The sequence below is a fragment of the Jannaschia sp. GRR-S6-38 genome (assembly GCF_029853695.1).
In the GTDB taxonomy this organism is placed as follows: Bacteria; Pseudomonadota; Alphaproteobacteria; order Rhodobacterales; family Rhodobacteraceae; genus Jannaschia; species Jannaschia ovalis.
Genome location: NZ_CP122537.1, coordinates 605,464 through 631,671 on the forward strand (window position 1 = coordinate 605,464; position 26,208 = coordinate 631,671).

The 26,208-nt window shown below is 69.7% G+C and carries 24 protein-coding genes and 1 pseudogene; 17 read left to right on the top strand and 8 right to left on the bottom strand.

From position 1 onward, the window contains the following. Positions 1-4: 4 nt before the first annotated feature. Positions 5-739 carry a TVP38/TMEM64 family protein gene (locus tag P8627_RS03090; protein WP_279966063.1) on the bottom strand — a complete coding sequence of 245 codons (735 nt, stop codon included), beginning with the start codon at positions 737-739 and terminating at the stop codon, positions 5-7. Between the two features lie 293 nt (positions 740-1,032). Here P8627_RS03090 and rpmH point away from each other — a divergent pair, with 293 nt between their 5' ends. The 10 genes and pseudogenes from rpmH to argB all read left to right on the top strand — a co-directional run bounded on the left by rpmH (position 1,033) and on the right by argB (position 9,462). Further along, complete coding sequence (gene rpmH / locus P8627_RS03095; RefSeq protein WP_007796915.1) at positions 1,033-1,167, top strand: 50S ribosomal protein L34; 135 nt, start codon at positions 1,033-1,035, stop codon at positions 1,165-1,167. Positions 1,168-1,175: 8 nt separating this feature from the next. Next, positions 1,176-1,553: a ribonuclease P protein component gene (locus tag P8627_RS03100; protein ID WP_279966066.1), complete on the top strand. Its 378-nt coding sequence runs from the start codon at positions 1,176-1,178 to the stop codon at positions 1,551-1,553. Continuing rightward, on the top strand, positions 1,550-1,771 hold the full coding sequence (gene yidD, locus P8627_RS03105) for a membrane protein insertion efficiency factor YidD (protein WP_279966067.1): 222 nt from the start codon (positions 1,550-1,552) through the stop codon (positions 1,769-1,771). Before P8627_RS03100 ends, yidD begins: the two co-directional genes overlap by 4 nt. Positions 1,772-2,100: 329 nt before the next feature. Beyond that, positions 2,101-2,322: a hypothetical protein gene (locus tag P8627_RS03110; RefSeq protein ID WP_279966069.1), complete on the top strand. Its 222-nt coding sequence runs from the start codon at positions 2,101-2,103 to the stop codon at positions 2,320-2,322. Between the two features lie 76 nt (positions 2,323-2,398). Continuing rightward, complete coding sequence (gene ttcA / locus P8627_RS03115; protein ID WP_279966071.1) at positions 2,399-3,274, top strand: tRNA 2-thiocytidine(32) synthetase TtcA; 876 nt, start codon at positions 2,399-2,401, stop codon at positions 3,272-3,274. A gap of 54 nt (positions 3,275-3,328) precedes the next feature. After that, entirely contained in the window at positions 3,329-4,891 is a 1,563-nt protein-coding gene (locus P8627_RS03120; protein WP_279966072.1) for a GGDEF domain-containing phosphodiesterase, read from the top strand. Positions 4,892-5,273: 382 nt separating this feature from the next. Continuing rightward, positions 5,274-7,208, top strand: a complete 1,935-nt coding sequence (gene yidC, locus P8627_RS03125) for a membrane protein insertase YidC (RefSeq protein WP_279966073.1) — start codon at positions 5,274-5,276, stop codon at positions 7,206-7,208. Continuing rightward, positions 7,205-7,939 carry an MOSC domain-containing protein gene (locus P8627_RS03130; RefSeq protein WP_279966074.1) on the top strand — a complete coding sequence of 245 codons (735 nt, stop codon included), beginning with the start codon at positions 7,205-7,207 and terminating at the stop codon, positions 7,937-7,939. Before yidC ends, P8627_RS03130 begins: the two co-directional genes overlap by 4 nt. Next, a pseudogene (yihA, locus tag P8627_RS03135) lies at positions 7,936-8,588 on the top strand (ribosome biogenesis GTP-binding protein YihA/YsxC). Before P8627_RS03130 ends, yihA begins: the two are co-directional and overlap by 4 nt. Positions 8,589-8,592: 4 nt before the next feature. Further along, positions 8,593-9,462 carry an acetylglutamate kinase gene (gene argB, locus P8627_RS03140; protein ID WP_279966076.1) on the top strand — a complete coding sequence of 290 codons (870 nt, stop codon included), beginning with the start codon at positions 8,593-8,595 and terminating at the stop codon, positions 9,460-9,462. A gap of 55 nt (positions 9,463-9,517) precedes the next feature. Here argB and P8627_RS03145 read toward each other — a convergent pair whose 3' ends face one another. From P8627_RS03145 to P8627_RS03155, 3 genes are all read right to left on the bottom strand, one after another. Then, positions 9,518-10,798 carry a DUF3422 family protein gene (locus P8627_RS03145; protein ID WP_279966078.1) on the bottom strand — a complete coding sequence of 427 codons (1,281 nt, stop codon included), beginning with the start codon at positions 10,796-10,798 and terminating at the stop codon, positions 9,518-9,520. Between the two features lie 69 nt (positions 10,799-10,867). Further along, positions 10,868-12,067 carry a kynureninase gene (kynU, locus tag P8627_RS03150; RefSeq protein WP_279966079.1) on the bottom strand — a complete coding sequence of 400 codons (1,200 nt, stop codon included), beginning with the start codon at positions 12,065-12,067 and terminating at the stop codon, positions 10,868-10,870. Continuing rightward, positions 12,067-12,816, bottom strand: a complete 750-nt coding sequence (locus tag P8627_RS03155) for an SDR family NAD(P)-dependent oxidoreductase (protein WP_279966080.1) — start codon at positions 12,814-12,816, stop codon at positions 12,067-12,069. Before P8627_RS03155 ends, kynU begins: the two co-directional genes overlap by 1 nt. Positions 12,817-12,927: 111 nt before the next feature. Between P8627_RS03155 and P8627_RS03160 the strand changes: the two genes are divergently transcribed. Both P8627_RS03160 and P8627_RS03165 read left to right on the top strand, forming a co-directional pair. Next, on the top strand, positions 12,928-14,502 hold the full coding sequence (locus P8627_RS03160; protein ID WP_279966082.1) for a Re/Si-specific NAD(P)(+) transhydrogenase subunit alpha: 1,575 nt from the start codon (positions 12,928-12,930) through the stop codon (positions 14,500-14,502). 13 nt (positions 14,503-14,515) lie between these two features. Beyond that, a complete protein-coding gene (locus P8627_RS03165; RefSeq protein WP_279966084.1) occupies positions 14,516-16,012 on the top strand; it encodes an NAD(P)(+) transhydrogenase (Re/Si-specific) subunit beta in 1,497 nt (498 codons plus the stop codon). A gap of 379 nt (positions 16,013-16,391) precedes the next feature. Here the strand turns inward: P8627_RS03165 and P8627_RS03170 are convergent, their stop codons facing one another. Together P8627_RS03170 and hppD are read right to left on the bottom strand one after the other, a co-directional pair. Beyond that, on the bottom strand, positions 16,392-17,075 hold the full coding sequence (locus P8627_RS03170) for a D-lyxose/D-mannose family sugar isomerase (protein WP_279966086.1): 684 nt from the start codon (positions 17,073-17,075) through the stop codon (positions 16,392-16,394). A gap of 254 nt (positions 17,076-17,329) precedes the next feature. Continuing rightward, positions 17,330-18,424, bottom strand: a complete 1,095-nt coding sequence (gene hppD, locus P8627_RS03175) for a 4-hydroxyphenylpyruvate dioxygenase (RefSeq protein WP_279966088.1) — start codon at positions 18,422-18,424, stop codon at positions 17,330-17,332. A gap of 148 nt (positions 18,425-18,572) precedes the next feature. Between hppD and P8627_RS03180 the strand changes: the two genes are divergently transcribed. After that, a complete protein-coding gene (locus P8627_RS03180) occupies positions 18,573-19,025 on the top strand; it encodes an Lrp/AsnC family transcriptional regulator (RefSeq protein WP_279966090.1) in 453 nt (150 codons plus the stop codon). Between the two features lie 43 nt (positions 19,026-19,068). Further along, positions 19,069-20,979 (top strand): cation:proton antiporter domain-containing protein, encoded by a 1,911-nt coding sequence (locus P8627_RS03185; protein ID WP_279966091.1) that lies wholly within the window; start codon positions 19,069-19,071, stop codon positions 20,977-20,979. 4 nt (positions 20,980-20,983) lie between these two features. Here the strand turns inward: P8627_RS03185 and P8627_RS03190 are convergent, their stop codons facing one another. Continuing rightward, positions 20,984-21,262: a hypothetical protein gene (locus P8627_RS03190; RefSeq protein WP_279966093.1), complete on the bottom strand. Its 279-nt coding sequence runs from the start codon at positions 21,260-21,262 to the stop codon at positions 20,984-20,986. Positions 21,263-21,367: 105 nt separating this feature from the next. Next, on the bottom strand, positions 21,368-22,795 hold the full coding sequence (locus P8627_RS03195; RefSeq protein WP_279966095.1) for a Glu/Leu/Phe/Val family dehydrogenase: 1,428 nt from the start codon (positions 22,793-22,795) through the stop codon (positions 21,368-21,370). A gap of 263 nt (positions 22,796-23,058) precedes the next feature. On the opposite strand from P8627_RS03195, the gene P8627_RS03200 reads away from it, so the two are divergent. The 3 genes from P8627_RS03200 to P8627_RS03210 are packed head-to-tail and all read left to right on the top strand — an operon-like array spanning position 23,059 to position 26,167. Further along, positions 23,059-24,732, top strand: coding sequence for a VWA domain-containing protein (locus P8627_RS03200; RefSeq protein WP_279966097.1), 1,674 nt, complete (start codon positions 23,059-23,061; stop codon positions 24,730-24,732). After that, the gene (locus P8627_RS03205) at positions 24,729-25,349 is read left to right on the top strand and encodes a TadE/TadG family type IV pilus assembly protein (protein ID WP_279966099.1); all 621 of its coding nucleotides are present in this window, start codon (positions 24,729-24,731) and stop codon (positions 25,347-25,349) included. The genes P8627_RS03200 and P8627_RS03205 overlap by 4 nt, the downstream gene beginning before the upstream one ends. A gap of 8 nt (positions 25,350-25,357) precedes the next feature. Continuing rightward, positions 25,358-26,167 carry a TadE/TadG family type IV pilus assembly protein gene (locus P8627_RS03210; RefSeq protein ID WP_279966101.1) on the top strand — a complete coding sequence of 270 codons (810 nt, stop codon included), beginning with the start codon at positions 25,358-25,360 and terminating at the stop codon, positions 26,165-26,167. Positions 26,168-26,208: the final 41 nt, after the last annotated feature.

Below are 26,208 nucleotides of genomic sequence, written 5' to 3' on the forward strand. Positions count from 1 at the left end.
CTGCTCAGCCCTTCCGGCGGAATTTCTTGACGATCACCGGCAAGAGCGCCAGCGCGATCAGCCCCAGGATCGGCCCCAGGATCTGCGGCTCGAAGATGATGCCCAGATCCGGCGTCTCGCCGCGGGCGAAGACCTCGCCCAGCCCGGCGCCCACCCAGGTATAGACCAGCCCGCCCGGAAGGATGCCGAAGAAGGTCGTGACTGCGTATTTCCAGGTCGACACCCCAAGGAAGGCCGGGATGAGGTTGGCTACGAAGAACGGCACCGCCGGGATCAGCCGCATCACGAAGAGATAGCTGGTCTCGTCCTCGCGGATGCCCTCCTTGATGCGCGCCACCGCGCCGCCCGAGGCCTCCATCCTTGCGGCCAGCCGGTCGCCGAAGCCATGGCGCGCCGCCAGGAAGATCGCCAGCGCGCCGATCGTGGCCGCGCCCGCGTTGAACAGGACGCCCGGGAACAGCCCGAAGAGGAACCCGCCGGTCAGCGTGGCGATGGCCGCGCCGGGCAGACTGAAGGCGACGATCACGATATAGGCCGCGATGAAGCCCAGCGCCGTCAGCAGGTAATTCGCGTCGCGGAAGGCCAGCAGCGCCTCGCGGTTCTCGGCCAGCGCGGCAAAGCTCAGCTGGTCGCGCAGCAGCACGGCGCCGGTCACGGCGACGGCCGCGATCAGGGCGATCGGAAGGTAGCGCGTCCAGCCGCGCTTCTCGGTCTCGGTTGTCATCGCGGTCTCGGTCATGGCTCGGGTTCCTTGCAACATGGGTCGGCGCGGCGGCACGGCCACGCGGTTGCGCCCTGTCAGACCGGATCGCGCGCCGCCGCGATAGCCGCGATCACGCGCGCTTGACGGCCTGTGACGCGCGGGCGCATCGGATTGCGGAATGTTTCAGCCGCGGCACCCCGCCCGCGCCGCCCTGTTACAGCCGGGCGGCGTTGACACCCCGCGCGACGCGGCCTAGACGGCGGCTTCCAGTTGCCACGGCCGGAGGGTTCGACCGCGAATCCCGGCCCCCAGATTTCGGAGAGACGGCCATGAAGCGCACCTTCCAGCCCTCGAACCTCGTCCGCAAGCGCCGCCACGGGTTCCGCGCCCGCATGGCCACGAAAGCCGGCCGCCAGATCCTCAACGCCCGCCGCGCGCGCGGCCGCAAGAAGCTGTCGGCGTAAACCACGCGATGACGCAGATCGACGGGACGCCGGGGGGGACCGCTCCTCCGGCGTCTCTTCGTGTGCTCAGGGTGCGGCCGCAATTCCTGGCGCTCAACCGCGGCCGCCGGGTGCCGGCCGGGTCCTTCCTGCTGCAGGCCCGCAACCGGGGCGACGGCGACCCGGCCATCGGCGTGGGCTTCACCTGCTCGAAGAAAGTGGGCAACGCCGTGGCGCGCAACCGGGCCAAGCGCCGCCTGCGCGAGGCCGCGCGCCTCGTCCTCCCCGCCGCGGGCCGCCCCGGCTGGGACTACGCGCTGATCGGCCGCCGCGACGCGACCGCCGACCGGCCCTTCGCGGAGCTGCTGGACGACCTGCGCCGCGCGCTCGCAAAGGCCCACGCATGAGCCCCGCCGCCCGCCTCCTCGCCCTGCCCGTCCGGGCCTATCGCGCGGTCGCCTCGCCCTGGGTCGGCCACAACTGCCGCTACCAGCCCACCTGCTCGGCCTACGCGCTCGAGGCGCTCGAGAAGCACGGCGCGCTCCGGGGCGGCTGGCTGGCCCTGCGCCGCATCGCGCGCTGCCATCCCTGGGGCGGCTCGGGCATCGACAACGTGCCGGACTGACACGGTCCTCCGCCGACTCTGCCCCGGCGTCACATTTTCGCTTTGGCCGCGCCCGGACCTGCGCTACCCGGACCGCGGATGCCACGCGAAACAGGGAGGGCGACCATGCAGCGATTTTGCCGAGCGCTCCGCCCGCTTCCGTGGCCCGGCGCCGCCGTCCTCGGTGCGCTCCGACGCTGATCCGGCCCCGCCGTCCCGCGTGACGGCACCTTCCCCCGCCTGACCCGAACGTCGCCCCGACCGTCGCCATGCGTGCCTGCGCGCGCCTGACGGCCCGGTCCTCGTTCCCCAACCAGAAAGGCCCCGGTCCCGGGACCGGGGAGGATGCCATGAATGCCCTTCGCCTGACCCGCGCGCGGCCGCCGCGCGACCTGATCGACAGTGCCATCGCCGTCCACGGGGCGCGCCGCGTCCTGCTCGCCGCAGCCGCCGCGCTGCTGCGGCCGCGGCCGCGGCCGCCCGATGCGAGCACCCTGCCCGATCACCTGAGGCGCGACATCGGGCTCGACCCGCTGCCGCCCGCGCCGCCCTCGGCGCGGCTGCCCTACTGACGCGCCCTCCCCGGGGCGTTGTGCGCCCCGTCCCCGCGGCGCATAACGCCCCGACCCATCTCCCCGGAGGCTCGCGATGCTCGACCAGCCCGACGACATCCACCCGCTCTTCCACGGCGCGCCCGCCACGACCGAGTTCCGCAAGCTGCGCAAGCGCCTGATCCGCGAGACGCGCGAGGCGATCGACCGCTACGCCATGGTCCGCCGCGACGGCAGCCCGCAGAAATGGCTGGTCTGCCTGTCGGGCGGCAAGGACAGCTACACCCTGCTCGCCGCCCTGATCGAGCTGAAATGGCGTGGCCTGCTGCCGGTCGAGATCCTGGCCTGCAATCTCGACCAGGGGCAGCCGAACTTCCCCGCGACGGTCCTGCCCGAGTTCCTGAAGCGGATGGGCGTGCCGCACCGCATCGAATATGCCGACACCTATTCGATCGTGAAGGATAAGGTCCCCGCCGGCCGCACCTATTGCGCGCTCTGCTCGCGGCTGCGGCGCGGCAATCTCTACCGCATCGCGCGCGAGGAGGGCTGCTGCGCCGTCGTGCTCGGCCACCACCGCGACGACCTGATCGAGACCTTCTTCCTCAACCTCTTCCACGGCGGCAAGGTCGCGACCATGCCGCCCAAGCTCGTCAATGACGAGGGCGACCTGATGGTGCTGCGCCCGCTGGCGCATGTGGCCGAGGCCGATTGCGACCGCTTCGCACGGGCCATGAACTACCCGATCATCCCCTGCGACCTTTGCGGCAGCCAGGACGGGCTGCAGCGCCAGGCGATCAAGCGGATGCTGGACGAGTGGGAAACGCGCGCGCCCGGTCGTCGCGCCAAGATCTTCTCGGCGCTGGCCCAGGTGCGCCCCTCGCACCTGCCCGATCCCGCGCTCTTCGACTTCGCCGGGCTCTGGCCCGCGGCCGCGGCGCCGGACGGGCCGCCGGAAATTCCGTCCCTGCGTTAAGGTCGTGGTCACGATCGGCGCGCTACGAGGGCTGCGAGCCATTGGGAGAGCGCAATGCCCGACGCACCGGACGCCAGACCGCATCCGCTCCGCCGCCTGGGCGGCTGGGCCGGCCGGGTCAACTGGGCCTATCTCTTCCCCGTCTTCGCGGCGATGGCATGGTTCTCGGGACTCGACGCGCTGGCGCTCGTGCTCGTCTGCGTCCTGCCGGTCCTGATGGCCTTCGACGGCGCGCTCTTCGATCTGCACATGCGCGGCGACCGAGCGGCGCCGGGCGCGGTGCCGCTTGGGCCCCATCCGGTCAACCGCGCCACGCTGCACCGCGTCATGGACGACGTGCTGCACGATTGCGCCCAGCGCGGGCGCACCACCGCGGCGCTCTGCCTGCAGATCGGCGACCTCCATCTCGCCGATGACGGCTGGGGGAGCGAAGCGGGGCAGGCGGTGATGGACCGGCTGATCCACCGCGTCGCCGCGACCCTGCGCGGCCAGGACATCGTGATGCGGGCGGGCGAGGACGCGCTCGCCGTGGTTCTCGCACCCACCCGCCGCGCCGATCTCGACGTGACGATGACCATCGTCGACCGGCTGCAGGCCGCGCTGGCCGAGCCGATCTCGCTCGACGGCCGCTCAGTCCGGGTCACCAGCGCCATCGGCATCTGCACCGAGGCGATGGCCCCCGAGCGGACGGGCGCCGCACTGCACGCGGCCGCCGAATGCGCGCTGCGCCTCGCCCGGCAGGCCGGGCCCGACGCGGTGCGCGCCTTCACCAGCGATATCCGCGACCGCATCGAAAGCGATCACCGCCTGTCCCTGCAGATCGAGGACGCGCTAGAGAGCGGACAGATCCGGCCCTGGTTCCAGCCGCAGGTCGATGCCCGCAGCGGCCGGCTCGCCGGGTTCGAGGCGCTGGCCCGCTGGCACCATCCCGAGCTCGGCGTGCTGACCCCCGACCGCTTCCTGCCCGCGATCACCGCCGCCGGCCGCGCGGGCGAGCTGGGCGAGCAGATGCTGCGCGCCGGGCTCGAGGCGTTGCGCGAATGGGACGCGGCGGGGCTCGACGTGCCCTGCATCGGCATCAATGTCGCGCTGGAGGAGCTGGCCGATCCGCGCCTCGCCGAACGCATCATCTGGCAGGTCGACCGGTTCGAGCAGGATCCCCGCCGCGTCGTCTTCGAGATCCTCGAGACGGTCACCCTGCGCGAAGGCGACGAGACGGTGGTCCGCAACATCCACGCGCTGCGCGACGCGGGCTTCCGGCTGGACCTGGACGATTTCGGCACCAGCGCCGCCTCGATCGCGCATATCGCCCGCTTCGGCGTGCACCGCATCAAGATCGACCGCAGCTTCGTCTCCGGCGTCGATTCCGACCCCGCGCGCCACCGGATCGTCAGCGCGATCCTCGGCCTGGCCGCGCAGCTCGACATCGAGACGCTGGCCGAGGGCGTCGAGACCCCTGAGGAGGAGATCGCCTTGGCCCACATGGGCTGCGCACAGGTCCAAGGCTTCGCCATCGCCCGCCCGATGCCCTTCGAGGACACGATCCCCTGGGCGCTCTCCCACGGACGCGAGGCGCAAAGCACGCTCCGCGCCATGCCCCCCCGCGGCACGGCCTGACGGCCGGGCCCGCCACGCCGGGCCGCCCCGCAAGACCGGGCCCGCCACGCCGGGCCGCCCCGCGAAACCGGGCCCGTTCCGCCAAGCCGCCCCGCGCGACCGGGACGGCCGGACCGCCTGGGATACCGGCACGGTCCGAGCGAACCGAAGGGATGCCAGGCCCCGGGCGACCCGCCCGGCCGCAGGCCCCCGCCGCCATCCGCCCTGCCCGGCCTCCCCCCGGCGCCCGCCCGGCCGGTCGCGGCACCCGAGCCGGCCGCGCGCCGCCCCCGCGCCGCATCGCCGCCGTCACGGGACCGCGAGGCGTTTCGCCTTGACTGTCCCGCCCCGGCCCGATTGAACGGCGCGCAATTCCGGACACCCGCGGGCGACAGGTCGTTTCATGGACGAACAGAACAGAAATCTCATCCTCGCCACCGCGCTTTCCGCGTTGGTCCTTCTGGTGTGGTTCCTGCTCTTCCCGCCCGAACAGCAAAGCCCCGACCTCGCGACGGGCGACACCTCTGACGGCATCGCCCAGCCCGCCCCGGGCGCGCTCACCCCGCCCGAAGGCGCCGCCATCCCCGGCGTGACCGCGGTGCCGGGCACGGTGGCGCCCGCTCCGGGCGAGACCCGCGCCGCCGCCGTCGCCGCCGCGCCGCGCGTGGCCGTCGAGACGCCGCGCCTGACGGGGTCGATCTCGCTGGCGGGCGGGCGCATCGACGACCTGTCGCTCAAGGATTACCGCGAGACGCTGGACGACGACTCGCCCATCGTCACGCTTCTGTCCCCTGCCGGCGCGCCCGGCGCCTATTATGCGCTGCACGGCTGGGTGCCCGCGGGCGACCTGCCCTTCGAGGCCGTGCCCGGCGCCTCGACCCAGTGGTCCGCCCCGGCGGGCGCAACGCTGACCCCCGAGACCCCACTCACGCTGACCTGGGACAACGGCGCGGGCCTTGTCTTCCGCCGCACCATCGCGATCGACGGCGACTACATGTTCACGGTCACCCAGGCCGTCGAGAACACCACCGGCGCGCCGGTCCGCCTCGCGCCCTACGGCCTCGTCGCCCGCCATGGCGAGCCCGACACGGTCAATTTCTTCATCCTGCACGAAGGCGTCGTCGCCCGCGCCGATGGCGAGCTGGCCGAGCTCGATTACGACGACGTGACCGAGCTCGATTTCGTCGCCGCCGAAGGCGGCCGCGTACGCATCACCGAGGGCACCCAGGACGGCTGGATCGGCTTCACCGACAAATACTGGATGACCACGCTGGTCCCGCCCGCGGCCACGCCCTTCGCCGAGGTCGTCAAATATGTCGACAGCGCCGACATCTACCAGACCGAGACGCGGATGGCCGCCCTCGAGGTCGCCCCCGGCGCCACCGTCACCTCCGAGAGCCGCCTCTTCGCCGGCGCCAAGGAATGGGAGACGATCCGCGAGTACCAGAACGAGGGCGGCATCGCCGGCTTCATCGACAGCATCGACTGGGGCTGGTTCTATTTCCTGACCAAGCCGATCTTCCAGGGGCTGCACTGGTTCAACGGCCTGATCGGCAACATGGGCATCGCGATCATCGTGCTGACGCTCTGCATCAAGGCGATCCTCTTCCCGCTGGCCTACAAGTCCTACGTCTCGATGGCCCGCATGAAGGAGCTTCAGCCCGAGATGGAGAAGCTCAAGGAGCGCGCCGGCGACGACCGCCAGAAGCTCCAGCAGGGGATGATGGAGCTCTACAAGACCAACAAGGTGAACCCCGCCGCGGGCTGCCTGCCGATCCTCTTGCAGATCCCGATCTTCTTCAGCCTCTACAAGGTGATCTTCGTCACCATCGAGCTGCGCCACGCGCCCTTCTTCGGCCCTTTCCAGGACCTGTCGGCGCCCGACCCGACCTCGATCATGAACCTGTTCGGGCTCTTGCCCTACGGCGCGCCCGAGCCGGGCTCGATCCTCGCGCTCGTCTTCATCGGCATCCTGCCGATCCTGCTCGGCATCTCGATGTGGCTGCAGCAGAAGCTCAACCCCGCGCCGACCGACCCCACCCAGGCGATGATCTTCGCCTGGCTGCCCTGGGTCTTCATGTTCATGCTGGGCAGCTTCGCCAGCGGGTTGGTGGTCTACTGGATCGCCAACAACACGATCACCTTCATCCAGCAATACACCATCATGCGCAGCCACGGCTCCAAGCCCGACCTGTTCGGCAACATCCGGTCCAGCTTCCAGAAGAAGCCCGCGACCGAGCCGGGCGTCGGCCCGAACAAGGGCCCGGTCAAGGCCGCCCCCGCGACGAAGACGCCGGGGAACAAGGGCGGCGCGCCGAAGGGCAAGGACAAGCCGTGACCGCGCGCCTCGCCTCGATCTGGCGGCATCCCGTCAAGGCGATCGGGCGCGAGGGGTTGCAGCGGACCCGGCTCCGGGCGGGGCGCGGGCTGCCCCATGACCGCCGCTGGGCGGTGACCCATGCCCGCGCGAAGCCGATCGACGGCTGGGCGCAGAAGGCCAATTTCCTGCGCGGCGTCTCCGGGCCGGAGCTGATGGCCGTCACCGCCGCGCTCGACCCCGAGGCCGGGCGCGTCACGCTGCGCCACCCGCGCTGCCCCGACCTGACCGTGGCCCCCGCAGCCGAGGCGCAGGCGCTCTGCGACTGGCTCGCGCCGCTCTGGCCGGGCGACCTGCCCCGCCCCGCGGCGGTGGTCGAATGCGCCACCGGCTTCACCGACATCCCCGAGTCCTGGGTCTCGATCCAGAACGCCGCCTCGCATCGCGCGGTCGCGCAGCGGCTGGGCGGCGAGCTGTCGATCCATCGCTGGCGCGGCAATCTCTGGGTCGAGGGCTGGCCGCTCTGGCACGAATTCGACCTGGTCGGCCGCCGCATCCGCATCGGGGATTCCGTGTTGGAGATCCGCGAGCCGATCACCCGCTGCAAGGCCACCATGGCCAATCCCGAGACCGGCCGCCGCGACGCCGACACGCTGGCCGCCCTGCGCAGTTGGGATCACCAGGATTTCGGCGTCTACGCCGCCGTGATCGAAGGCGGCGAGATCGCCCCGGGCGCCGAGGTCGCGGCGTGACCGCCCTGCCCTTCCCCGAGGCCCCGGAGCCCGACGCGGATGCCGAGGAGGCGGGCCGCCGGCTCTTCGCGGGCGGCGCCGAGTTCCTCAAGGGCGTCGTCGCCATGTCGGGCCTGCCCCCCCCGACCGCCCCGAGGTCTGCTTCGCCGGGCGCTCCAACGTGGGCAAGTCGACGCTGATCAACGCGCTGACTGGGCGCCGGGCGCTGGCCCGCGCCTCCAACACCCCCGGCCGCACGCAGGAGGTGAACTTCTTCACCCTGGGCGAGAGCCACTACCTCGTGGACCTGCCGGGCTACGGCTTCGCCAAGGCCCCGCTGGCCGAGGTCGCCAAGTGGCAGGCGCTGATGAAGCAGTATCTCTCGGGCCGCGCCAATCTGCGCCGCGCCTTCGTGCTGATCGACGCCCGCCACGGCGCCAAGGCGGTCGACGAGGAGGTGATGAGCCTGCTCGACGCCTCCGCCGTCACCTTCCAGGCGGTGCTGACCAAGGCCGACAAAGTGAAGGAGGCCGAACGCGCGGCCGCGCTCGACCGCACCCGCGCCGTGCTGGCCCGCCACCCGGCCGCCTTCCCCGAGCTGATCGTCACGTCCAGCGAGAAGGGCTGGGGCATTCCGACCCTGCGTGCCACCATCGCCGCGATGGACTGAGACCATGAAGAAACAGGACGCCATGACCCGCGACAACGCCGCCATCGCCCGCACCCTGAACGAGGCGCTGCCCTACCTGACGCGCTACGACGACGCGATCGTCGTCATCAAGCTGGGCGGCCACGCCATGGGCTCGGACGAGGGGATGGCCAGCTTCGCGCGCGACGTGGTGCTGATGCGCACCGTCGGGATCAACCCGGTGATCGTCCATGGCGGCGGCCCGATGATCAACCAGCTGCTCGAACGGCTGGGCGTCAAATCCGATTTCGTGCGCGGCAAGCGCGTCACCGATGCCGAGACGATGCGCGTGGTCGAGATGGTGCTGGCCGGCGAGGTCAACAAGCGCATCGTCCAGGCGATCAACACCGCCGGCGGCCGCGCCGTTGGGCTGACCGGCAAGGATGCCGACATGATCACCTGCGCGCAGGACGACCCCGAACTGGGCTTCGTCGGCACGCCCACCGAGGTCGATCCCCGCCTGCTCAACAGCCTCTTCCGCGACGAGATGATCCCCGTCATCGCGCCCATCGGCACGGGCGAGAACGACGAGACCTTCAACATCAACGGCGACACCGCGGCGGGCGCGATCGCGGCCGCGCTCCGGGCCGACCGGCTTCTGCTGCTGACCGACGTGGCGGGGGTCAAGGACGGCACGGGCGAGGTCGTGACCCAGCTGACGGCGGCGCAGGTCCGGGCGATGACGGCGGACGGCACGATCGCGGGCGGCATGATCCCCAAGACCGAGACCGCGCTCGCCGCGCTCGAAGGCGGGGTGCGCGCCGTGGTCATCCTCGACGGCCGCGTGCCCAACGCCGTGCTGCTCGAGCTCTTCACCTCGCACGGCGCGGGCAGCCTGATCCGGCTCGACGCCTGACGGCTGACAGGCGGCGGACGCGCGCGCGGCGGGGGCGACCGCCCCCCGGCCCCGCTCAGCTCTTCTCCATGCCCTTCCGGATGCGCCGCACGACCCACCAGACGGCGCCCACCACCGGGATGACGACCAGCGCGGCGACCATGTCCTTCGACAGCCCCGCCCGCGCCGCCGCCGGGAAGAGCAGCGCCGAGACCAGCCCCAGCGCGTAATAGCTGATCGCGACGACCGACAGCCCCTCGACCGTGCGCTGAAGGCGCAGCTGCATCCCCGCCCGTTCGTCCATCGAGCGCAGCAGCGCCGCGTTCTGCTCGGACCGGTCGACATTGACCCGCGTCGACAGCAGGTCGCCCGCCCGCTTGGCGCGCTCGGCCAGCGCCTCCATCCGGCCCTGCACCGACCGGCAGGTCCGCATCGCCGGATCGAAGCGGCGCATCATGAACTCCGCAAAGGTCTGCCGCCCGCCGAAGCGTTCCTCGCGCAGGACCACGATGCGCTGCTGGACCAGCGCCTCGTAGGCCTCCATCGCGCCGAAGCGGAAGGCCGAGCGCGCCAGCATCGTCTCCAGGTCCGAGCCGATGGCCAAGAGCCCGTCCAGCGTCTCCTCGGTGCCCGCCTTGCCCGCGCGCAGCGAGCCGACCAGCGCCGAGAGCTGGCCGTCCATCACGCCCAGCTCGCCCGACAGCGCCCGCGCGCGCGGCAGCGCCAGCATCGACATGGTCTTGTAGGTCTCGATCTCGGTCAGCCGCTGCACGATCCGCCCGATCCGCCGCTCGCCGCAATCGGCGGCGGCGAAGACGGCGAAGCGGATATGGCCATGCGTGTCGATGCGGAAATCGCTGGCAATCACCGCGCTGTCGTCCAACACCCGGCTCGAGGCCAGGCTCTCGGGGACGAACCATTCGTTGAGCTTGTCCTCGATGCCGTCGCCATGGGTCTCGCTCTCGACCCGGATCAGCGCCGAGGTCAGCCGCACGCCCGGCGCATCGGCCAGCCAGTCCTTCGGGAAAACCTCGAAGCTCGTGCCGTCGAAGGGCCGCTCGGCCACCCCGTCCGAGAACAGCGTGTAGGTCACGAATTCGGTATGGCTCTCCCATTTCAGCCGGTGCTTGCCCAGCTGGCCGAAGAAATGCGTGGCCCCCGGCGCGGGATGGGTCGCGCCGAACCGGTCGAGCAGCGCCTCCAGATGCGCCCGGTCGATGCTGCGGTCGCGATTTGCCGCGTCCTCCTCGCGCTTGATGGCAAGGAAGGCGGCGCGGCAGGGCGCCTTCAGCGCGGGAAACGGCCGCGCGTGAAGCTCGTTGGCCAGCTCGTAGCGGCGGGGATGATCCTTCAACATGGGCCGTCAGCTAGCGCAGCGCGGGCATGGCGCAACGGGATTTCGCGGTATGCGAGCGCATGGCGACATTCACGTCACGGCCTTCCGCGCCCGGAACTCGGGCCGGTCCCAGGTCGCGCCGGTCACGATGCGCTCCAGCCGGTCCAGCGCGGCATCCACATCCGCCTCCGACAGGTAGAGCGGGGTGAAGCCGAAGCGCAGGATGTCGGGCGCGCGGAAGTCGCCGATCACGCCATCGGCGATCAGCGCCTGCATGATCGCGTAGCCCTCCGGATGGCGGAAGCTGACCTGGCTGCCCCGCGCCACCTCGGGCGGCAGCGCCGGGACCAGCTCGGGACAGCGCGCGGCGACGCCCGCGGCGAAGCGCTCGGAGAGCTCCAGCGACCGGGCGCGCAGCGCGGCCATGTCCACGTCGTCCCAGACATCCAGCGCCGCCTCCAGCGCGGCCAGTTGCAGCACCGGCGGCGTGCCGACGCGCATCCGCTCGATCCCCCGCCCGGGCCGATAGGACGGGTCGAAAGCGAAGGGCGCCTCGTGGCCCAGCCAGCCCGCCAGCGCGGGGCGCACCTCCTCCTGCAGGTCGGGGCGGACATAGATGAAGGCGGGCGCGCCGGGGCCCGCGTTGAAATACTTGTAGGTGCAGCCCACCGCGAAATCCGCGCCCACGCCCGCGAGATCCACCTCATGCGCCCCCGCCGAATGCGCCAGATCCCAGATCGTCACCGCCCCCGCGGCGCGCGCGGCCTCGCTCAGCGCGGCCATGTCGTGCATCCGCCCGGTGCGGTAATCGACCGTCGTCAGCATCAGGACGGCCACGTCCGCGTCGATCGCCTCGGCCACATCGCCGGGCGCGACCACGCGCAATTCGTGGCCCCGCCCCAGCGAGGCGATCAGCCCCTCCGCCATATAGAGATCGGTCGGAAAATTGCCGCTGTCCGACAGGATCACGCGCCGGTCGGGCCGCATCTCCAGCGCCGAGGCCAGCGCCTGGTAGACCTTGATCGACAGCGTGTCGCCCACGACCACCGATCCCGGGGCCGCGCCGATCAGCCGCCCGATCCGGTCGCCCAGCCGCGCGGGCCAGTCCATCCAGCCGGCCTCGTTCCAGCCACGGATCAGCATCTCGCCCCATTCGTCCTGCACCGTGCGGCGCACCCGCTCGGCGGCGGCGACCGGCAGCGGACCCAGCGAATTGCCGTCGAGATAGATCACCCCGTCGGGCAGGTGGAAGCGGCGGCGCGTGGCGGCCCAGTCCATCGTGGCTGCCATTAGAATTCCCCGCCTGAGATCTGCAGCGCCTGGCCGTTCACGCTGCGCGCCGCGTCGGAACACAGATAGAGCGCCATCGCCGCCACCTCGTCGGCGCCGATCAGGCGGCCATGCGGGTTCGCATCCAGGATCGCGGCCTGGGCCGCCTCTTCGCTCAGCCCCCGGCCGCGCAGCCGCTCCAGGTTGGTCGAGACGATGTCGGTATCCACATAGGCCGGGCAGATCGCGTTGATCGTCAGCGGCTTCTTCACGAAATCCGCGGCCAGCCCGCGCACCAGCCCGATCATCCCATGTTTCGACGCCGTGTAGCAGGCCGCCCCGCGCAGCCCCTTCAGCCCGGCGATCGAGCTGATCGCGATGACCCGGCCCCAGCCTTCCTCCAGCATGTCGGGGATGGTCGCGCGGAAGCTATGGAAGCAGCCGTCGAGATTGATCGCCATCATCTGCCGCCAGAATTCGGCGTCGGTCTCGGCCAGGTTGCGGCCCTCGGCGATGCCCGCATTGGCGACGCAGATATGGACCGGCCCGTTCGCGCGCCGCGCCTCGGCCACGCCCGCCACGACCGAGGCCTCCTCGGCCACGTCCATCGCGATCGGCGTGACGCCCGGGACGGCGCGCAGCGCCTCGATCCGGCGCCCGGTGATCGTGACCGCCGCGCCCGCGTCGCGCAGGGCCTCCGCGATGGCGCGGCCGATCCCGGTCCCGCCGCCCGTGACCAGCGCGTGGCGGCCGTCCAATTCGTTCCCCAAGGGAATTCTCCTTCGCGCAATAAAGTGTCGCAACGGCCCGGGTTGTCTTGAGCAACCGAAACGCCGCAGGTAAGGAGCAGCCTCATGCCACCGTCCCGGGGAGACAATGCAATGAAGATCGGCGCACCGAAAGAGGTCCAGGACGACGAAGCCCGCGTCGCCATCACCCCCGAAAGCGCCGGCCATTTGCAGAAGCTGGGCCACGAGGTCGCCATCGAGGCGGGTGCGGGCGAGAAGGCGGGCTTCACCGACGCCGCCTATCGCGATGCGGGCGTTGAGGTGGTGAAATCCGCGGCCCAGCTCTTCAAGCTGGCCGACGTGATCGTCAAGGTCCGCCCCCCGACCGAGACCGAGGTCAAGCGCCTCACCCATGGCAAGACGCTGATTTCCTTCTTCTATCCCGGCTCGAACGAGGCGCTGATGGAGATGGCCAAGGACAAGGGCGCTTCGGTCATCGCGATGGACATGGTCCCCCGCATCAGCCGCGCGCAGAAGATGGACGCACTGTCTTCCATGGCCAATATCGCCGGCTACCGCGCCGTGATCGAGGCGGGCAACAATTTCGGCCGCTTCTTCACCGGCCAGGTGACGGCCGCGGGCAAGGTGCCGCCGGCCAAAGTGCTGGTCGTCGGCGCGGGCGTCGCGGGCCTCGCCGCCATCGGCACCTCGACCTCGCTGGGCGCGATCACCTACGCCTTCGACGTCCGCCCCGAGGTGGCCGAACAGATCGAGTCGATGGGCGCGCAGTTCGTGTTCCTCGAATTCTCCGACGACGAGCTGCCCGACGGCGCCGAGACGGGCGGCTACGCGCCCCCCTCCTCCCCCGAATTCCAGGAAAAGCAGCTCGCCAAGTTCCGCGAGATGGCGCCCGAGATCGACATCGTCATCACCACCGCGCTGATCCCCAACCGGCCCGCCCCGGTGCTCTGGACCAAGGACATGGTCGAGGCGATGAAGCCCGGCTCGGTGATCATCGACCTCGCCGCCGAGCGCGGCGGCAATTGCGAGCTGACCGAGAAGGACGCCAAGATCGTCACCGAAAACGGCGTGACCATCGTCGGCTACACCGATTTCGCCAGCCGCATGGCCACGCAATCCTCGGTCCTCTACGGCAACAACATCCGCCACATGATCGCCGACCTGACCCCCGGCAAGGACGGCCAGATCGTCCACGACATGGAGGACGACGTGATCCGCGGCGCGACCATCGCCCATGCCGGCGAGATCACCTGGCCGCCCCCGCCCCCGAAGGTGGCGGCCATCGCCGTCCAGAAGAAGGAAAAGCCCAAGGAGCTGACGGCCGAGGAAAAGCGCGCCCAAGAGGTCGCGGCCTTCCAGTCCGAGACCAAGTTCCAGGTCGGGCTGATCGCCACCGGCGGCATTCTCCTGCTGCTCGCCGGCCTCTTCACGCCGGCCAGCTTCATGCAGCATTTCATCGTCTTCACCCTGGCCTGCTTCGTGGGCTTCCAGGTGATCTGGGGCGTCGCGCACAGCCTGCACACGCCGCTGATGGCGGTGACCAACGCGATCTCTTCGATCATCATCCTCGGCGCGCTGCTGCAGATCGGATCGGGCAGCTTCCTCGTCATCTTCCTCGCCGCGCTCTCGGTCTTCATGGCTGGGATCAACATTTTCGGCGGCTTCCTCGTGACACGGCGCATGCTCGCCATGTTCCAGAAGTCGTAAGGGGGCACCTTCAATGGAAATCGGTTTCACCAATGCGGCCTACGTGGTCGCGGGCGTCCTCTTCATCCTGTCGCTGGGCGGGCTCTCGGGCCAGGAGTCGGCCAAGCGCGCCGTCTGGTACGGCATCGTCGGCATGGCACTCGCCGTGCTGGCCACGCTCTTCGGGCCGGGCGCCGGGCTCTGGCCGGTCTCGATCATCCTGATCGGGCTGGGCGGCGCCATCGGCTACGTGCTGGCCACCCGGGTCCAGATGACCCAGATGCCCGAACTCGTGGCCGCGATGCACAGCCTCGTGGGCCTCGCCGCGGTCTTCGTGGGCCTCAACGCCCATATCGAGATCGGCCGCGTCGCCGCCGCCTTCACCGAGGCCGGCCTGCCCTTCCCGCGCCCCTATGACGCCGCGCCCGAACAGGTCGCCGCCTCCGCCGTGGTCGCCGAGCAGTTCCGCGGCTTCGGCGCCGTGGTCGCCAAGAAGATCCCGGTCGAGATCACGATCCTGCAGATCGAGCTCTTCCTCGGCGTCTTCATCGGCGCGGTCACCTTCACCGGCTCGGTCATCGCCTATGGCAAGCTCGCCGGCCGCGTGAACACCGCCGCCGCCAAGCTGCCGGGCGGGCATATGCTGAACGCCGCCGCCGCGGCGATCTCGGTGCTGTGCCTGTTCTGGTACGTCTCCTCGGGCGGGGCCATCCCGCTCCTGCTGATGACGCTCGCCGCGCTCTTCATCGGCTATCACCTGATCATGGGCATCGGCGGCGCGGACATGCCGGTCGTCGTCTCGATGCTCAACAGCTATTCCGGCTGGGCGGCCGCCGCGATCGGCTTCAGCCTCGGCAACGATCTCCTGATCGTCGTGGGCGCGCTGGTCGGCTCCTCGGGCGCGATCCTCTCCTACATCATGTGCAAGGCGATGAACCGCAGCTTCGTCTCGGTCATCCTGGGCGGCTTCGGCGGCCCGGCGGGCGCGCAGATGGCGGTCGAGGGCGAGCAGGTGGCGATCGATGCCGACGGCGTGGCCAACGCCCTGAACGAGGCCGACAGCGTCATCATCGTCCCCGGCTACGGCATGGCCGTGGCCCAGGCGCAGACCGCCGTGGCCGAGCTCACGCGCAAGCTGCGCGCCAAGGGCAAGGTCGTGCGCTTCGCCATCCACCCCGTCGCGGGCCGCCTGCCCGGCCACATGAACGTTCTTCTGGCCGAGGCGAAGGTGCCCTACGACATCGTGCTGGAAATGGACGAGATCAACGAGGACTTCCCCGACACCGACGTGGCCATCGTCATCGGCTCGAACGACATCGTGAACCCGGCCGCGCAGGACGATCCGAATTCGCCCATCGCCGGGATGCCGGTGCTCGAAGTCTGGCGGTCCAAGCAGGTCTTTGTCTCCAAGCGCGGCCAGGGCACCGGCTATTCCGGCATCGAGAACCCGCTCTTCTTCAAGGACAACACGCGCATGTTCTACGGCGACGCCAAGGCCTCGCTCGATGCGCTGATGCCCAAGATCGACTGAGGCGACTCGCCCGCCCCAAACGAACAAACGCCCCGGCCTGAAGACAGACCGGGGCGCCGCTCAAACGGATACTCCCCGCACCGCACAACCACCGGGAAGCATCCGGAGCCATCGGGCCGCGCGCACCCGCGCAGGGCGCGGGGGGCGGCGGCCGATCACTGCGAACGCCCGAACGGCGTTCGATCACGATGGGGGTCCTCTCGACGTCCGGCGCGGTGTGCGCAGCGCGGTGCCGGCGGGCGGACCTGACCTCAGTCTCGGGGTGCAGGCCACGCGGGAGAGGGGGGCATCGCGGTCTCCGTTCGGTGGTTCATCTGTCCAACGGGACGGCCCTTCCGATGGTTCCGCGCGCAGCGGATTTCTTTTGCCCCGACGCGGCTCAGATCAGCCGGTCGTAATCGCTCACCAACAGGTGCAGCGGCGGCTCGTCCTCCTCGATCTCCGCGAAGCGGCCGATGGGCTCGCGGAACCAGTTGTCGGTCGCGTCGTCGTTGACGGTCGACACCTCGCCGATCAGCACGTCGCCGCCCTCGCCCCAGAAGGCGTGCCAGTCGCCCGGCATCAGCGTCACGCTCTCGCCCGGCGCCAGCCGCAGCACCTCGCCCGGCGCGAAATCGCGGCGCAGCCCGTCGCAGAACACCGTCCCGCCCGCGTCCGCGTCGAAGCTGCCATCGGGGGCCGAGCCGTTCAGCTCGATCGCCAGCGTCGCGCCCCCACGGTTGATGATGTCCTCGGCCTTCAGCCAGTGGCGGTGCATCGGGCTCAGCTGGCCCTCGCGCGAGATCATGATCTTCTCGGCGTAGCACATGCCGCCGCCGCGCTTCAGATCGGCCTGCCGGCCGTTGCGCGCGGTGAAGAGGAACAGGCCCTGCTCGGCCCAACGCCCCAGCCCGTAATCGGTGATGTCCCAGCCCAGCCGCCCCTCGATCACGCCCGCAGCCGCGGCGCGCCGGTCGCCCAGCTCTTCGGGCGACCAATAGGCGAAGGGCGGCAGGTGCACGCCATGCGCGCGCATGAACTCGTCCGCCCAGCGGATGATCGAATTGACCTCGGATCGCTTCATGGCCGGCCCCTCCCCCCGGGCATCCTCGCCCGGCGGCGGGGGCCTGTCGAGGGGCCGCGCCCCCGTTCACCTCCCTTGCCGGGAGGTGAAGAAAACCGCCGTCCGACAGGCATCCCCCGCGGATCACCCGTGGATCACCCACGATCCGCCCGCCGCCGCCCCGCGCCCTGGGCGCGTTCGGCGCGCAGAGCCCGCAATCCTTAACGCCCGCCGTTTCGCTGGCCGGAGAGACGTCGGGGGTGCTGGGCCGGGACTCAGCCCGCCTTCAGCACGCCGCGGTCGATCTGGTCCTGCTCGATCGCCTCGAACAGCGCCTTGAAGTTGCCCTCGCCGAAGCCCTCGTCGCCCTTGCGCTGGATGAATTCGAAGAAGATCGGCCCGATGCAGGTCTTCGAGAAGATCTGCAGCAGGATCCGCGTCTCGCCGCCGCCCACAACGCCTTCGCCGTCGATCAGGATGCCATGCGCCTCCATCCGGTCCAGCGGCTCCGTGTGGCCCGCCACCCGCTCGCGGCTCAGCTCGTAATAGCTGTGCGGCGGCTTCGGCATGAAGGTCACGCCATTGGCGGCGATGGCGTCCACCGCGTCGTAGATATCCTTCGCGCCCACCGCGATATGCTGGATGCCCTCGCCCTTGTAGCGCTTGAGATATTCCACGATCTGCCCGGTCTCGCCCCGGTCCTCGTTGATCGGGATCCGGATGCGCCCGCAGGGCGAGGTCAGCGCCCGGCTGAGCAGGCCCGAATGCTTGCCCTGGATGTCGAAGAAGCGGATCTCGCGGAAGTTGAACAGATCGCCGTAGAACCGGAACCACACGTCCATATTGCCCTTGTGGACGTTATGCGTGAGGTGGTCGAGATAGTGGAAGCCCACGCCCTCCGGGTTCGCCTTCGCCACCCAGTCGAACTCGGCATTGTAGGGCGAGGCGTCGCGGTAATTCTCGATGAAATAGATCAGGCTGCCGCCGATCCCGCGGATCGCCGGCACGTCCATCACTCGGCCCGGCCCGTCATAGGGCTCGGCGCCCTTCGACACGGCATGGGCGAAGGCATGGTCCGCATCCGCCACGCGCCAGCCCATCGAGGGCGCGCAGGGCCCGTGCTCGGCCACGAAGCCCATCGCGTGGCTGCCCGGCTCGGCATTGACCAGATAGGTGATGTCGCCCTGCTGCCAGACCTCGACGGCCTTGGTCTTGTGCGTCGCGACATGGGTGTAGCCCTGCGCGGTGAAGATGTCGCGCAGCGCCTGCGGGTCCTCATGGGCGAATTCGACGAACTCGAACCCGTCGGTGCCGGCGGGGTTGCGGTCGCTGATCTCGGAATACGGGGCGTCATGCGGGAAGGGGCCCATGGCGGTCTCCTCTTGCGTGCGGGAATGCTCACGCCCCCAATACGCCGCTCGCCCCGCCAGGTTCGCGCGACCTGCGGCGCGCGCGCGAAGCATTTCGCTCGTTTCGCGCAGATGATAGGATGAACATGCGCAAAACCCGCAGGAACCCATGGACGCCACCGACCGCCACCTCCTTCGCCTGATCCAGAAGGACGCCACGCTGACCGCCGAAGCGCTGGGCCGGGCGCTGAACCTCTCGGCCAGCCAGGCCGGCCGCCGCCGCGCCCGGCTCGAGGCGGCGGGCGCGATCCGCGCCACCCAGGCCCGGCTCGATCCGGCGGCGCTGGGCCTCGACGTCCAGGCCTTCGTCCAGGTCCAGATGGCCAGCCAGACGCCCGAGCGCGCCCGCGCCTTCCTGCGCCTGCTGGAGGCCGAGCCCCGCGTCGCCTCGGTCTGGACCCTGACCGGCGAGGCCGACTACCTGCTGCGCGTCTGGTGCCGCGACCTCGCCAGCCTGAACGACCTGATCCACCGCGTGCTGCTGCCGCACGAGGCCGTGGCCCGGGTCCAGAGTCAGATCGTCATGGATCAGCCCAAGCGCGACGGCCCCCTGCCCGTCTAGAGCCCCGATTGCGCCCGCCCCCGCGCGGGCCTAGCGTGGCGCCATGGAGTCCTTCCTCTTCCAGGCGGCGATCTATCTCGCGGCGGCCACGCTCTGCGTTCCGCTGGCGGTCCGCTTCGGCTTCGGCTCGGTGCTGGGCTACCTCGTCGCGGGCATCCTGATCGGCCCGGTCACCGGCCTTGTCGGATCGGAGGCCGAGAGCCTGCAGCACTTCGCCGAATTCGGCGTCGTCATGCTGCTTTTCGTGATCGGCCTCGAACTCGATCCCCGCGCGCTCTGGGACATGCGGATGCGCCTGCTGGGGCTGGGGATGGGACAGATCCTGCTGACAATGGGCGCGGTCACGGGCATCGCGATCCTTCTCGGCCTCACCTGGCAGATCGCGCTGGCCATCGGCATGATCTTCGCACTCTCCTCGACCGCCATCGTCATGCAGACCCTCGACGAGAAGGAGCTGACGCCCACCCGCGGCGGGCGCTCGGCCTTCTCGGTGCTGCTGGCGCAGGACATCGTGGTGATCCCGATGCTGGCGCTGATGCCGCTTCTCGGCTCGGGGCGCGTCGGCTCCGGCGACCACGGCGAGGAGCCGCTGGGCGACGGCGGCGGCGCGACCATGCAGGCCGAGGTCAGCCACTGGGTCGAAACCCTGCCCGGCTGGGGCCTGACCGCGCTGACCGTGGCCGCCGTCGCGGTCGTGATCCTGGGCGGCATGTTCCTGACGCGCCCGGTCTTCAACTTCGCCGGCCGCGCCGGCCTGTCCGAGATGAACACCATCGTCTCGCTGCTCTTCGTGATCGGCGTGGCGGTTCTGATGATGATGGTGGGACTGTCGCCCGCGCTGGGCACCTTCCTCGCGGGCGTGGTGCTGGCAAATTCGGAGTTCCGGCACGAGCTCGAGGCCGATATCGCGCCCTTCAAGGGCATCCTGCTGGGCCTGTTCTTTATCACGGTGGGCGCCGGGATCGACTTCGCCACCTTCCTCGGCGCGCCCTTCCTCGTGCTCGGCACGGTGATCGGCCTGATGGCGATCAAGGGCGTGATCCTCTACCTGCTGGCGCTGCTCGCGCGGCTCAAGGGGCGCGACCGGATCCTCTTCACGCTCAGCCTCGCGCAGGCGGGCGAATTCGGCTTCGTGCTGACCTCCGTCGCGCTGGCCGACGGTGTCTTCGGGCGCGAGGTCTCGGGGATCCTGCTTCTCGCCATCGCCTTTTCGATGCTGCTCACGCCGCTTCTCTTCGTCCTCTACGAACGCCTTGCGCTGCATGCCCACGAGGGCGAGGCGATGCCCGACGACGAGATCGACCAGCGCGCCGAGGTCATCATCGCGGGTGTCGGCCGCTTCGGGCAGGTCGTGCACCGGATGCTGCAGGGCGCGGGGATCAAGACGGTGGTCCTCGACCGCGATGTCGAGACGATCCGGCTGCTGCGCGAGTTCGGGATCAAGACCTATATGGGCGACCCGACCCGGCCCGAACTGCTCGAGGCGGCGGGCCTGTCCGAGGCCAAGGTCCTGGTCGTCGCGCTCGACAACCGGGCGGACGCGGTCAAGCTGACCCGCATGGCCAAGGCGATGAACCCCGATATCGAGATCGTCGCCCGCGCCTATGACCGGGTCCATGTCTACGAGCTCTATCGCGCGGGCGCGCGCGACATCGTCCGCGAGATGTTCGACAGCAGCCTGCGCGCCGGGCGCTACGCGCTGGAGAAGCTGGGCTGGTCCGAGACCGACGCCCACCGGGCGCGCGAGGCCTTCTACCGCCACGACCGCGAGACGCTCCTGGACCTCGCCAAGCTGTGGAAGCCGGGCGTCCCGATCCGCGAGAACCCCGAATACACTGCCCGCGCGCGCGAGCATTCCCGCGGGCTGGAGAACGCGCTGCTGACCCGCTTCGGCGAGGACGACGAGGCCGCGGAGGCGAGCGCCGAGGAACCGGCGGCCAAGCCCGCCGAGTGACGGCTCAGCGCCAGTTGCCCTCGTAGCGCTCCCAGACCAGCCGGGCCTGCGGACAGGCGGCGAGAAACATCAGCGCGTCATGCACCGTGCGCAGGTGCAGGTGATAGGCGCGGACCTTCCCGCTCCACATCTTCGCGGGGGTGACGCCATAGCCCTGCGCGCCCACGGTGCGCACCAGCGCCTGGTTGACGAGATGGTTCTGCTCGGGCGCGACCTCGATCGTGACGCGCACCGGGAAGGCGCGGTCGACGACCTCGTGGCGATGCGGGCGCTTGTAGCTCATGGCCGGAACAAGACATGAACATCCGCCCGCGGCAAGATGAGTCGGCCCGGTGACGCGGCGGCGGGCGCGGAGTGTCGCGCCCCGGCCCGCGCCGCGCCCCGGCGGTCAGAGCCCCTTGGCCTGGTAGCTGGCGGCGATCCGGCCGATGGCGACGATGAAGGCCGCCGTGCGCATGTCGGGCACGTCGTCGCGCGCGTGCCAGGTCTCGCGCATCGCGCCGTAGGCCGCCCGCATCGTGTCGTCGAGGCCCGAGCGCACCAGCTCCAGCTCGCCCGCGCCCCGCAGGTAGTTCTTCTTGAAATCGTCCGACAGCGTCCAGGCCGTGTCGCGGTTCCGCGACAGCCGCTCCAGCTCGTCGACCAGAAGCTGGTGGCGCGCCTCCTCGGCGCGGCGCTGCATCCGGCCGAAGCGGATATGGCTGAGGTTCTTGACCCATTCGAAATAGCTGACCGTCACGCCGCCGGCATTGGCGTACATGTCCGGGATGATGACGCAGCCCTTCTTGCGCAGGATCTCGTCGGCTTCGGCGGTCACCGGGCCGTTGGCGGCCTCGATGATCAGCGGCGCCTTCACCCGGTCGGCATTGCCCTCGTGGATCACGCCTTCCAGCGCGGCGGGGATCAGGATGTCGCATTCGGCTTCCAGGAGCCGGGTGCCGTCGGCCTCATAGGTCCCGCCGGGGAAGTCCTTCACCCCGCCGGTCCGGCCGATATGCTCGCGCAGCGCCTCGACGTCGAGACCGCCCTCGGCATGGACCGCGCCGTCGCGCTCGATCACGGCGGTGATCTTCGCGCCGTCCTCGGCGCGCAGGAAGCTGGCCGCGTGGTAGCCCACATTGCCCAGGCCCTGCACGATCACGCGCTTGCCCTCCAGCGTGCCGGTCAGGCCCGCGGCGGCCATGTCGTCGGGATGGCGGAAGAACTCGCGCAGCCCGTATTGCACGCCCCGGCCCGTGGCCTCGACCCGGCCGGCGATGCCCCCGGCATTGAGCGGCTTGCCGGTGACGCAGGCGCGGCCGTTGATGTCGGTGGTGTTCATCCGCTGGTACTGGTCCGAGATCCACGCCATCTCGCGCTCGCCGGTGCCCATGTCGGGGGCGGGGACGTTCTGGGCCGGGTTGATCAGGTCGCGCTTGATCAACTCATAGGCGAAGCGCCGGGTGATCTGCTCCATCTCGTGGGGTTCCCAGTCGCGCGGATCGATGCAGAGCCCGCCCTTCGAGCCGCCGAAGGGCGTCTCCACCAGCGCGCATTTGTACGTCATCAGCGCCGCCAGCGCCTCGACCTCGTCCTGGTCCACGGCCATGGCGAAGCGGATGCCGCCCTTGACCGGCTCCATGTGCTCGGAATGGACCGAGCGGTAGCCGGTGAAGGTGTGGATCGCGCCGCGCAGGCGCACGCCGAAGCGCACCGTGTAGGTCGCGTTGCAGACGCGGATCTTCTCGACCAGGCCGGGGCTGAGGTCCATGAGCGCGACCGCCTTGTCGTACATCGCGTTGACCGAGGCGCTGAACCCCCCGTGTTGAGCCTTCATTTTTGGCCTCCGTTCCGCCGTCTTCGTTACGAGATGGTTAATGGCTCCGCACAGCGTAGCGGTACATACGCGAAACGACACCGCGAAAGTCCGAATAACTGTCGCGACTTGCGCGATAGAGACATGGAATCTCCTTTTTTCGGCCCGTCAAACACCCTGCTTGCCGGACACATCTGCTCAACGCGGCTCGCTGGTGAGTCGCATCCTTAACCAGTTCGCCGGCGGGTCCCGTCCCGCCGGCAGCGTGAAAGGCAAGGTAGCTGATGGCCCATGTCCCCTTCCGGTCCTTCCGTTCCGACGAGGACGGCGCGCTGACGATCTTCGGCCTGTTCATCTTCATCCTGATGATGGTGGCGGGCGGGATCGCGCTCGACCTGATGCGCTCCGAGGTCAACCGCACCGCGTTGCAGAACACCGCGGACCGCGCCGTGCTGGCGGCGGCCTCGGCCACCCAGCCGCGCAACGCCCGCGACGTGGTGCGCGACTATCTGCGCGCCGCCGGCCTCGACGAGGACGCGATCTACGTGCGCGAGCAGAGCGACGGCGTCTCCAAGCAGGTGACGCTGGAAGCCAATGTCGAAACCCCCAGCCTCTTCATGAACGTCTTCGGGATCGACCAGATGGTCACCCCGGTCTCGACCTCCGCGACCGAAGCGATGACCACGCTGGAAGTGGCGCTGGTCCTCGACATCTCAGGCTCGATGGGCGGCTCGAAGATTTCGAACATGCGCACCGCGGCGAATGAATTCGTGGCGGAGCTGCTGAAGGATCGCGAAACGATCACGAATATCTCGGTCGTTCCCTACAATGACCGCGTCAACCTCGGCGCCGCCCTGGCGGGGCAGCTGCCGATGGACGCCACCCATTCGCACAACTACTGCATCGTCTTCGAAGACGCCGATTTCACCACGACCGGCATCGGGGCGGGCACCGTGCTGAGCCGGATGGCGCATTTCGACAAAGACACCAATTCCTGGGAAGGCAACGCGCCCGGCTTGGTGGCCGATCCCCATTGCTCGGCCAGCGACACCTCCAGCGCGGTCCTGCCCTGGGCAAACAACGTCACCACGCTCCAGACCCATATCAACGGCCTGAATGCCGGCGCCTGGACGGCGATGGATCTGGGCGTGCGCACGGGCATGCTGCTGCTCGACCCGGTGACGCGGCCCGCACTGACCGGCCTCGTCACCGCCGGCAGCGTCTCCTACGACTTCCAGAGCCAGCCGGCTGCCTTCGGCGCCCCCGGCGCGCGCAAGGTGCTGGTCGTGATGACCGACGGCGCGAACACCTACCAGTGGGACATCAAGGACCAGTACAAGTCCGGCCCCTCCGGCGTCCTGGTCTTCGACCCGAGCTGGGCAGGCACCGCCGCGGCGATCGCGGCCGGCACCGACGTCGTGCCGACCGAGCCGATCCAGGGGCGTGGCAACTGGGTGCGCGACGGCTATCCGATCGTCGGCTGGGACGAGGCGCCCGCGACCGACTTCATCTACTCGATCTGGTCGGAGCGGTATCAGGCCTATTACATCAACTACGGCGGCAGCGGCTTCTACAGCTACGAGCCCTTCGGCGGCGACGACGCGGTGCGGATCGACTATGCCGATCTCTGGGCCAACGTCTCGACCGACTACTTGGCAGATGCGCTCATGCGGGACATGCCGCGCAGCGACCGCAACCGGATGCGCAGAGCCTGGGAGCAGACCCACAACCAGACCAGCGCCGACACCAATCTGAAGAACGCCTGCGCTGTGGCGCGCTCGCGGGGCATCATCATCTACACGATCGCCTTCCAGGCGCCCGCCGACGGAAAGAAGGCGATGGAGGACTGCGCCGGCGAAGAATACAAAGGCAATTACTTCGACGTCCAAGGCCTCGATATCGCGAGCGCGTTCGACGGGATCCTGGCCTCGATGAACCGCCTGAGGCTCGTCCAATGACGGGCGTCGCGCACGCGCATATCGGTGGCGCCGCGCTCCATGCGGCCCGCCTCTCGACCCGGGTCATGGACCTGGTCGACCGGCTGCTCGGCTTCGAGGCCGACGAGGCGGGTGCGCCCGACCGCGAGAGCGGCGGCATCACCGTCGAGTTCACGATCCTGCTGCCGGTCTTCCTGGCGATCTTCATGGCCTCCTTCGAGGCGTCGATGCTGCTGACCCGGCAAGTCATGCTGGAGCGCGGCGTCGACATGGCCACCCGCGACATCCGGCTCGACGGCGCCAGCGGTCTGAGCCAGATCGAGATGCGCGACGAGATCTGCGCCCGTGCGCGGATCCTTCCCGATTGCGCCAACAACCTCCTGATCGAACTGACCGAGATCGATCAGGATACCTACGACCTGCCGACCACCGACACGCCTTGCGTCGACCGCTCCGATGCGGATGACGAGACGGCGAACTGGATCGGCTCGCGCGCGGACAAGATGATCCTGATGCGCGCCTGTTTCTCGGTCAATCCGATCATGCCCGGCGTTGGGTTGGGCGCCGATCTCGTCAACGATATCGACGGGACGATCCGCATGGTCACTGCAACTGCCTTCATCGTGGAGCCCGCGTGATGTTCAAAATGCCCACCCCCCTCCGCAGCATGTCGACCCGTCTCGACCCCTGGAAGGCGTTCCTTCGCGACGATGGCGCCATGTCCGTCGAAGCGGCGATCATCATGCCATGCCTGATGTTCCTCTATGTCGGCGGGTTCTCCTATTTCGACGGCTACCGCCGCGAGGCCGCGGTCTCGCGCGCCAGCTACACCGTGGGCGACCTGCTCTCCCGCAAGGAAGACAGCGCGATCACGCCTAAGCAGCTTCAGGGGATGGAGCGGCTCTTCGAGCTGCTGACCTTCTCGGAAGGCGAGTCCTGGATGCGGGTGAGCGAGCTTCAGCGGAAGGGCGACACGGTCGAGGTCGTGTGGTCCTACGCCTCCTCGGGCAATCCGTCGCTGACGAATGCCCGCCTCCAGTCGAAGCTGCATCGCATCCCGACGCTGGACAACAACGAGCGCATCGTGGCCGTCGAGACCTTCACCCACTACACGCCCTTCGTGACCCTGGGCGTGCAGGAGCGCGTCTTCGACACCTTCGTGGCCACGCGCCAGCGTTGGTGGCCGCAGCTTGCGATGGACCCGACGGGCCTGCCCGACAACATCGTCCTCGCCCAGGGCAACTGCCCCGAGCCCGAGGACGCGGCGGGGACCTACACCTCGTCCGGGATCGCGATGACCTGGGAAGGCCAGCTCATGTGCGGGATCGATCCGACGCCGGTCAGCGCCAGCAACGGCGACAACGGCTTCGGCAACGGCGATCAGGACGCGCCGGGCAACTCCCTCGACAACAACAACGCCGAGAACTCCGACCGCGATCCGCCTCCGGGCCAGTAGGCCGACGACTGATCGCGGGACGCCCGCCCGCCGCCCGCAGC

Excerpts from the sequence above, each read along its gene's own strand:
- P8627_RS03120 (WP_279966072.1), top strand. The coding sequence starts at position 3,329 with ATGCCCGACGCACCGGACGCCAGACCGCATCCGCTCCGCCGCCTGGGC.
- P8627_RS03200 (WP_279966097.1), top strand. The coding sequence starts at position 23,059 with ATGGCCCATGTCCCCTTCCGGTCCTTCCGTTCCGACGAGGACGGCGCG.
- P8627_RS03165 (WP_279966084.1), top strand. The coding sequence starts at position 14,516 with ATGGAAATCGGTTTCACCAATGCGGCCTACGTGGTCGCGGGCGTCCTC.
- P8627_RS03110 (WP_279966069.1), top strand. The coding sequence starts at position 2,101 with ATGAATGCCCTTCGCCTGACCCGCGCGCGGCCGCCGCGCGACCTGATC.
- yidD (WP_279966067.1), top strand. The coding sequence starts at position 1,550 with ATGAGCCCCGCCGCCCGCCTCCTCGCCCTGCCCGTCCGGGCCTATCGC.
- P8627_RS03190 (WP_279966093.1), bottom strand. The coding sequence starts at position 21,262 with ATGAGCTACAAGCGCCCGCATCGCCACGAGGTCGTCGACCGCGCCTTC.
- P8627_RS03205 (WP_279966099.1), top strand. The coding sequence starts at position 24,729 with ATGACGGGCGTCGCGCACGCGCATATCGGTGGCGCCGCGCTCCATGCG.
- P8627_RS03210 (WP_279966101.1), top strand. The coding sequence starts at position 25,358 with ATGCCCACCCCCCTCCGCAGCATGTCGACCCGTCTCGACCCCTGGAAG.
- P8627_RS03160 (WP_279966082.1), top strand. The coding sequence starts at position 12,928 with ATGAAGATCGGCGCACCGAAAGAGGTCCAGGACGACGAAGCCCGCGTC.
- kynU (WP_279966079.1), bottom strand. The coding sequence starts at position 12,067 with ATGGCAGCCACGATGGACTGGGCCGCCACGCGCCGCCGCTTCCACCTG.
- P8627_RS03170 (WP_279966086.1), bottom strand. The coding sequence starts at position 17,075 with ATGAAGCGATCCGAGGTCAATTCGATCATCCGCTGGGCGGACGAGTTC.
- P8627_RS03195 (WP_279966095.1), bottom strand. The coding sequence starts at position 22,795 with ATGAAGGCTCAACACGGGGGGTTCAGCGCCTCGGTCAACGCGATGTAC.
- argB (WP_279966076.1), top strand. The coding sequence starts at position 8,593 with ATGAAGAAACAGGACGCCATGACCCGCGACAACGCCGCCATCGCCCGC.
- P8627_RS03145 (WP_279966078.1), bottom strand. The coding sequence starts at position 10,798 with ATGTTGAAGGATCATCCCCGCCGCTACGAGCTGGCCAACGAGCTTCAC.
- rpmH (WP_007796915.1), top strand. The coding sequence starts at position 1,033 with ATGAAGCGCACCTTCCAGCCCTCGAACCTCGTCCGCAAGCGCCGCCAC.
- P8627_RS03180 (WP_279966090.1), top strand. The coding sequence starts at position 18,573 with ATGGACGCCACCGACCGCCACCTCCTTCGCCTGATCCAGAAGGACGCC.
- P8627_RS03090 (WP_279966063.1), bottom strand. The coding sequence starts at position 739 with ATGACCGAGACCGCGATGACAACCGAGACCGAGAAGCGCGGCTGGACG.
- yidC (WP_279966073.1), top strand. The coding sequence starts at position 5,274 with ATGGACGAACAGAACAGAAATCTCATCCTCGCCACCGCGCTTTCCGCG.
- P8627_RS03100 (WP_279966066.1), top strand. The coding sequence starts at position 1,176 with ATGACGCAGATCGACGGGACGCCGGGGGGGACCGCTCCTCCGGCGTCT.
- P8627_RS03185 (WP_279966091.1), top strand. The coding sequence starts at position 19,069 with ATGGAGTCCTTCCTCTTCCAGGCGGCGATCTATCTCGCGGCGGCCACG.
- ttcA (WP_279966071.1), top strand. The coding sequence starts at position 2,399 with ATGCTCGACCAGCCCGACGACATCCACCCGCTCTTCCACGGCGCGCCC.
- hppD (WP_279966088.1), bottom strand. The coding sequence starts at position 18,424 with ATGGGCCCCTTCCCGCATGACGCCCCGTATTCCGAGATCAGCGACCGC.